This window comes from Pseudomonas sp., from assembly GCF_037994325.1.
Lineage (GTDB): Bacteria > Pseudomonadota > Gammaproteobacteria > Pseudomonadales > Pseudomonadaceae > Aquipseudomonas.
The window spans coordinates 1-5,354 of record NZ_JBBNAH010000782.1 but is presented as its reverse complement, the minus strand read 5'-3'; the positions used below and the strand labels follow the sequence as shown (position 1 = coordinate 5,354).

Here is a 5,354-nt window from a genome sequence, read left to right as displayed (position 1 = left end):
GTTCTCAATGGCGCGGCCGCTGCCGGTGTTGGCGAGGGTGCCGCTGTTGTTCAGGGTGACGGTGCCGCTGGTGCCGGTGATATCCACCGAGGTGGCGGCGCTGGTGCTGAGGCTGGCGCCAGCGCCGATGCTGCCGGTATTGCCGCTGGTTAGGGTTTTCGCGCTGGTGTCGGTGCTGCCTGGGGCCACGCTGAAGTCGGCGGCTTGGGCCAGGCCGATGGTGGCGGTGTGCAGGGCGATTACCAGGGGGAGTAGGTGGAAACGGCGGGCGTGGAAATGCATGGTCGCTGCGCTCTTATTTGAAAAGTGCGGGGGACTATGCGTGGGGGTTGTTACAAACAGTTGACGATTGGGTGCACGCCGGCGAGTGGGTTGCGCTTCTGTAGGAGCCAGCTTGCTGGCAAAGCTGTTCTGCATTACCGCGTGTGTTGGGCGTTCTGTTTCGCGCCTTACGCGCGAGTTTCTTTTTTCAGTCGAAAAAAAAGAAACCAAAAATTCTTGCCCCGACATCCGGCCCTGCGCTTCGCTCCGGGTCCTCTCGCTCCATCGTCGCTCCGGGGGCCGGCGAGCACGGCCATCCATGGCCGTCACGCCTTTCGCCGCTCCCGGCGGCTCAACCCCCTGCACAACGACTCCGCTCGACCTCCTGACGGGGCGGGTGGATCAAGATCACAAGCCAGATCAAAAGCCCCTCACCCCAGCCCTCTCCCTGGGGGAGAGGGGGCTGATCGCGTAGGCGGTTTTGGCTTTTCGTCACCCCTCTCCCGCTTGCGGGAGAGGGGCTGGGGGTGAGGGGCTTTTTTGGGGTTAGCGCAAGGCTTTGAGGTCTTTGATTTGTTGGCCGTTGGCGTTGAAGTTTTCCATCGCCAACCAGCGTTCATAGCCTTTTTCCAACCCCGGCCATTCGCTGTCGATGATGGAGAACCAGGCGGTGTCGCGGTTGCGGTCTTTTACGACTAGGTGTTGGCGGAATAGGCCTTCGTAGCTAAAGCCAAATCGCTCGGCCGCACGTTTGGAGCGGGCGTTGTCGTTGTTGCATTTCCATTCGAGGCGGCGGTAGCCGTGGTCGAAGGCATTTTTGGCGAGCAGGTAGATGACTTCGGTGGCTTGCACGCTGCGTTGCATGACGCGGCCGTAGCAGATGTGGCCGATTTCGATGCTGCCGTGCGCCGGGGCGATGGTCAGGTAGCTGAGTAGGCCTTGTACCTGGCCGCTGGTTTGTTCGATTACTGCGAAGAACAGCGGGTCTTTGCTGGCGGCGTTGTTGTTCAGCCAGGTGTCGAAGGCGGCGCGGTCGGTGAAGGGGCCGTAGGGCAGGTAGTCCCAGAGCAGCGGGTCGGAGTCGGGGCCTTGCAGGGCGAGCCAGAGGTCGTCGCCGTGGCGCGCCGGGTCGAGGGCTTCCAGGCGCACGGTGCGGCCTTGCAGGGTGTCGCGGGTCGGGGCTGCGACGGGTTTCCAGTTCAGGGTCGGGCTCATGGCGGTTCCTGCTTAAAAAAGTTTGCGGTATTGAACAAAGCCCGAGCGGTCGGCGACTTTGTCGTAGAGGTGCATGGCGTCGGTGTTGGTTTCGTGGGTCAGCCAATGTACGCGCGAGGCACCTGCCGCTTTGGCGTGCGCGTACACGTGTTCGATCAGTTGTCGGCCGATACCGCCGCCACGAATGGCTTCATCTACGTACAGGTCTTGAAGGTAGCAGTAGTTGCCGACGGTCCAGGTGGAGCGGTGGTAGATAAAGTGCACCAGGCCAAAGGCCTTGCCGTCTTGCCAGGCGAGCGCGGCATTGATCGGTTCGGCGCTGTCGAGAAAGCGTTGCCAGGTGATGGCGGTGGTTTGCTCGGCGATCTCGGTTTTGTAGAAGCGCTGATAGCCCTGCCACAGCGGCAGCCAGGCGGCGTGATCGGCTGCGCTGATAGCGCGAATTTCCAGGGTGCTCATGGTCAATCCTCTAATTGGAGTGGTGGGCTGGCATACGCGCGGCCAGTTGGGCTTCGTTGGCCAGGCTGCTGTCGGCCAGGTGGCTGCGCACGCTGTCGTAATCGGTTTTGTCGCGGTTCTGGCCCAGCTTCCATTTGCCTTCGAGGCGCTCAATCGGCAGTTCGAAGCCGACGATGGCGCGCAGCATGCTGTCGATATAGGCCGGCGGCGCCTCGTCGATGGTCCAGGGGGCAGGGCGGCTGCCTTCGTGGTGGCGGGTTAGCTCATCAAGCAAGGCGCGCAACCGTGTGGGGTCGTCGAAGGTTTCGGCGCGGCCATAGGCGTGAATGGCAATGTAGTTCCAGGTGGGCACCGCTTTGCCATGCTCGGCTTTGCTCGGGTAGTAGCTGGGGCTGATATAGGCCTGCTCGCCGGGGAATATCACCAATAACTCGGCGCCGGCCTGCAAGGTTTTCCACTGCGGATTGGCCTTGGCGAAGTGGCCTTTCAGTGTGCCGAATTGACCGTCACCGGGTACCAATAGCAACGGCAGATGGCTGGCCTGCATGCCGTTTTGATCATGGCTAACGACAATGGCCAGGGGCGTTTGCACCATCTGCGCGTGCAGAGTGGGCAGGTCTTCTTCGCGGAATGCGGCGGGCGTGTACATGGCAAGTCTCCATCAGATGGAGCTGATGCTAGGGGGGATATTGGTCTGTTGTAAGAGCCATTAATGGCTATTTTCATAGGGCCAATGTAGGTTGGGTTGAGCCAAAGGCGAAGCCCACCACGGGCCGACCTAACCTATGGATCTCTGCTATGTCACGCACACCTCTGCCCTTCGATCCCTCCGGCATCCAACTCGACCGCCGCCAGGGTTTGTCGCGCCAGCTATACCAAGCCCTACGTGAACGCATCCTTGGCGGGCAATTGGGTAGCCTGGTGCGGTTGCCGGCCACCCGCGACTTGGCCGAGGCCTTGGGCGTTTCGCGTAATACCGTGGTGCGTGCCTACGACCAGCTGTATGCCGAAGGCTATCTGCAGGGTCGCATTGGCGATGGCACCTACGTCGCCGAGTTGGCGACCAAGGCCCGAAGTAAGGCAAGCCATCCGCCGGTTAAACCCTCGGCGCCGGCGCAGAGCAATTTATTGCAGCGCTTGCAGACCGAGTACTTGCCGCCGCCGCGCCTGGATGCCCCACGGGCCTTTCGCGTCGGCATCCCGGCTTTCGATTTATTCCCCTTTGAAACCTGGGCCCGTCTGCAAGCCAACTTCTGGCGCCATCCGCCGATGGCCAGCCTGGGTTATGCCGACGCGGCGGGCGACCCACAGCTGCGCGAGTTAATCGCCGCCTACCTGCGCAATAGTCGCGGCCTGGTCTGCGATCCGGGCCAGGTGATCATCACCAGCGGCGCCCAGCAAGCCATCAGCCTGTGCGCGCAAATGCTGGTGAATGTCGGCGACGGCGTGGCCGTGGAAAACCCCGGCTATCGCGCCGCTGGTAAAGCCTTTGCGCTGGCGGGGGCGCAATTGCATGGCGTGGCCGTTGATGAGGAGGGTTTCGATACGCGCCAATTGGCCGGGCTCAAGGACTGTCGGCTGGCCTATGTCACGCCGTCCCATCAATACCCAACCGGCGTCACGCTGTCGTTGCCGCGGCGTTTGCAACTGCTGGAATGGGCGGCGCGCGAACAGGGCTGGATCGTTGAGGACGACTACGACGGCGAGTACCGCTACCGCGGAACGCCGCTGTCGCCCTTGGCGGCGCTGGATCAGCATGGTCGCGTGCTCTACGTTGGCACCTTTTCCAAAATTGCCTTTCCCGGTTTACGTCTTGGTTACTTGGTGGTGCCGCCGACCCTGACCGAAGCCTTTAGCCAAGTGCGCGCCCTCGGCGTACGTCATTCGGAAATTGGCACCCAGGCGGTGATGGCCGAGTTTATTGCTGCGGGGCATTTTCAGCGGCATATCCGCCGCATGCGCAGAGCCGCGCAGGCGCGCCGCGACGCCTTGCTTAACGGCTGGCCGGCGGCGGTGCCGGGCTGTCAGCCATTGCCAGTGGTCGATGCCGGCCTGCACTTAAGCGTGCGGGTAGCAAGCCGGGCGCGTGAGTTGGAGTTGGTGCAAAAGGCGGCGGCGGTGGGCGTTGAGCTAAATGCGCTGAGCGACTATTGGCTGCCCGATTCACCCGGCAGTGCCGATGATCGCGCCGGGTTGGTGCTGGGTTTTGCTGGGGTGAGTGAAGACCATATCGCCAAGGCCCTAACCGCGCTTAAGAAGGCCTGGGGGTAGGGTGTGCTGTGCGCACCAAGGTAGACCGAGATACCCCTGGTGCGCGCAGCACACCCTACGTGTCGATTCCGCCGCCATCGGCGTCTAGACATCGTCACCACGGAGCCCTCGCATGCAAGCGCTGTTAACCGAAATTCTCGACGAAGTTCGCCCGCTGATTGGCCAGGGCAAAGTGGCCAGTTATATCCCCGCCCTGGCTGAGGTGCCTGCCGCGCAGTTGGGCATTGCCGTGTATGGCAATGACGGTCAGGTGTTTACCGCTGGCGATGCGCAAAAGCCGTTTTCGGTGCAGAGCATTTCCAAGGTATTCAGCCTGGTGCAGGCCATTGAGCATTCCGGTGAGGCGATCTGGCAGCGCCTGGGGCATGAGCCGTCTGGCCAGCCGTTTAATTCGCTGGTGCAGTTGGAGTTCGAGCGGGGCAAGCCGCGTAATCCGTTTATCAATGCTGGCGCCTTGGTGATCTGCGATATCAACCAATCGCGCTTTGCCGCGCCAGCATTGTCGATGCGCGACTTTGTGCGACGTTTGTCTGGCAACGCGACTGTGACGGTGGACCGCCACGTCGCCGATTCGGAATTTCAATTCCGCGCGCGCAACGCCGCCATGGCTTATCTGATGCAATCGTTCGGCAACTTTCACAACGATGTGGAAGACGTGCTGCGCAGCTACTTCAGCCACTGCGCGCTGCGCATGAGCTGCGTCGACCTGGCGCGGGCCTTTTGTTTTCTCGCCAACGATGGTTTCTGCAAACACAGCGGCGAGCAGATTTTGACCGCGCGGCAAACCCAGCAGGTGAACTCGATCATGGCCACCAGTGGCCTGTATGACGAGGCGGGGAATTTTGCTTATCGCGTTGGCTTGCCGGGTAAAAGCGGTGTGGGCGGTGGGATTGTGGCGGTGGTGCCGGGGCAATTTACCGTGTGCGTGTGGTCGCCGGAATTGAATGCGGCGGGCAATTCGTTGGTGGGCATGGCGGCGTTGGAGTTGTTGAGTCAGCGGATTGGCTGGTCGGTGTTTTAGGGGTCGGCGGCGCCTGCTGCCCTCTCCCCCCGCCCTCTCCCCTGGCCGGGCGCCCGCAAACAGGCGAGGGGGCTTGACCGAGTCAGTCGCCAGAACCGCGATCAGTTCCCCTCTCCCGTTTACGGGA

The 5,354-nt window shown here is 62.0% G+C and carries 6 protein-coding genes; 2 read left to right on the top strand and 4 right to left on the bottom strand.

The window, feature by feature from the left end:
• From AAAB16_RS26360 to AAAB16_RS26345, 4 genes are all read right to left on the bottom strand, one after another.
• The coding region (locus AAAB16_RS26360; RefSeq protein WP_340666032.1) for a hypothetical protein at nt 1-282 on the bottom strand (282 nt) is incomplete at its 3' end.
• Between the two features lie 525 nt (nt 283-807).
• Nucleotides 808-1,476 (bottom strand): GNAT family protein, encoded by a 669-nt coding sequence (locus tag AAAB16_RS26355; protein ID WP_340666031.1) that lies wholly within the window; start codon nt 1,474-1,476, stop codon nt 808-810.
• A 12-nt stretch (nt 1,477-1,488) separates the two neighbouring features.
• Complete coding sequence (locus AAAB16_RS26350) at nt 1,489-1,935, bottom strand: GNAT family N-acetyltransferase (protein ID WP_340666030.1); 447 nt, start codon at nt 1,933-1,935, stop codon at nt 1,489-1,491.
• A 10-nt stretch (nt 1,936-1,945) separates the two neighbouring features.
• A complete protein-coding gene (locus AAAB16_RS26345) occupies nt 1,946-2,584 on the bottom strand; it encodes an FMN-binding negative transcriptional regulator (RefSeq protein ID WP_340666029.1) in 639 nt (212 codons plus the stop codon).
• Between the two features lie 149 nt (nt 2,585-2,733).
• On the opposite strand from AAAB16_RS26345, the gene AAAB16_RS26340 reads away from it, so the two are divergent.
• Nucleotides 2,734-4,206 (top strand): PLP-dependent aminotransferase family protein, encoded by a 1,473-nt coding sequence (locus tag AAAB16_RS26340; protein ID WP_340666028.1) that lies wholly within the window; start codon nt 2,734-2,736, stop codon nt 4,204-4,206.
• A gap of 112 nt (nt 4,207-4,318) precedes the next feature.
• Nucleotides 4,319-5,227 carry a glutaminase B gene (gene glsB, locus AAAB16_RS26335; RefSeq protein ID WP_340666027.1) on the top strand — a complete coding sequence of 303 codons (909 nt, stop codon included), beginning with the start codon at nt 4,319-4,321 and terminating at the stop codon, nt 5,225-5,227.
• Nucleotides 5,228-5,354: the final 127 nt, after the last annotated feature.